Annotated in this window: 1 protein-coding gene; it reads left to right on the top strand. The window is 72.9% G+C overall.

Translation table 11 applies throughout. From position 1 onward, the window contains the following. Positions 1-1526, top strand: a 1526-nt coding sequence (gene mutS, locus FV223_RS27315) for a DNA mismatch repair protein MutS (RefSeq protein WP_147729831.1), incomplete at both ends; no start/stop codon positions are given.

Below are 1526 nucleotides of genomic sequence, written 5' to 3'. Positions count from 1 at the left end.
GGAAGGCCCGCGATCCGCGACGGGCTCGACGTGGCGCTGGCGCTCTGCGCGCGCCTGTCGGACGGACGCGACCTGCCAGAGGATCTGGCGCGGCTCTCCGGCATCCTCGCCCGCGCCGATCGCGACCTGCTCGACATGCTGCGCGCGAGCCTCGCCGACGAGCTGCCGCTGAACCGCCGCGACGGCGGATACGTCCGCGCCGGCTACCATCCCGACATCGACGAGGCCCGCCTGCTCGGGAGCGACTCGCGCAAGGTCGTGGCGGCCCTGCAGGCGCGCTACGCCGAGGAGACCGGGTGCCGCACGCTGCGGATCAAGCACAACGGCCTGCTCGGCTACTTCATCGAGGTGCCGCAATCGGTCGGCGAAGCCTGCCTGAAGGGCCTGATGCGCGACTTCGTGCATCGCCAGACCATGGTCGACGCCATGCGCTTCACCAGCGTCGAGCTCGGCGCGCTGGAGCAGAAGATCTCCGGGGCCGCCGAGCGGGCGCTCGCCCTGGAAGGTGCCGTGTTCGACGACCTCGCCGCCCGCATCGTCGCGCAGGCCGAGGCGATCGGCGGCATCGCCGAGGCCCTGGCCGCCCTCGACGTGGCCGCGAGCCACGCCGAGCTTGCGGTGGAGCTCGACTGGCGCCGACCGCAGGTCGACGCGTCGCTGAGCTTCGTCATCGCGGGCGGCCGCCATCCGGTGGTCGAAGCGGCCCTGCGCAAATCCGGCGCGGCCTTCATCGCCAACGATTGCGACCTCTCGGGCGAGGGGCGCGGCCGCATCCGGCTGATCACCGGCCCGAACATGGGCGGCAAGTCGACCTACCTGCGCCAGAACGCCCTGATCGCCGTGCTCGCGCAGATCGGCGCCTTCGTGCCGGCGCTCCAGGCCCGGATCGGCCGCGTCGACCGCCTGTTCTCCCGGGTCGGCGCCGCCGACGACCTCGCACGCGGGCAATCGACCTTCATGGTCGAGATGGTCGAGACGGCCGCGATCCTGAACCAGGCGACCCGGCACTCGCTGGTGATCCTGGACGAGATCGGGCGCGGAACCGCGACCTATGACGGGCTCTCGATCGCCTGGGCCTGCCTCGAGCACCTGCACGAGACGAACGCCTGCCGCGCGCTGTTCGCCACCCATTTCCACGAGCTGACCGCCCTGGGCCAGCGGCTGGCGCGGCTCGACAACGCCACCCTGAAGGTCGCCGAGCACCGGGACGGCGTGGTCTTCCTGCACGAGGTGGTGCCGGGGGTGGCGGAGCGCAGCTACGGGCTCCAGGTGGCGCGGATCGCGGGCCTTCCGGGCAGCGTCGTCGCGCGGGCCGGCGCGATCCTGAAGGGGCTGGAGAAGGCCGAGCGCGAGCGCCCCAGCCGTCCGCGCATCGACGACCTGCCGTTGTTCGCGAGCCTCGCCCCGCCCCCTCTGCCGGAACCGGCGGTCGAGGCGGACGACGCGCTCGGCCTGCTGCTGGACGCGATCGACCCGGACGCGCTGACGCCGCGCGAGGCGATGGAGGCGCTCTACCGGCTCAAGCG

Origin of the sequence: Methylobacterium sp. WL116, from assembly GCF_008039455.1 — a bacterium.
Classification (GTDB): Bacteria; Pseudomonadota; Alphaproteobacteria; order Rhizobiales; family Beijerinckiaceae; genus Methylobacterium.
Note: the sequence above shows the minus strand (reverse complement) of the source record. Positions and strands in the feature narration are given on the sequence as shown.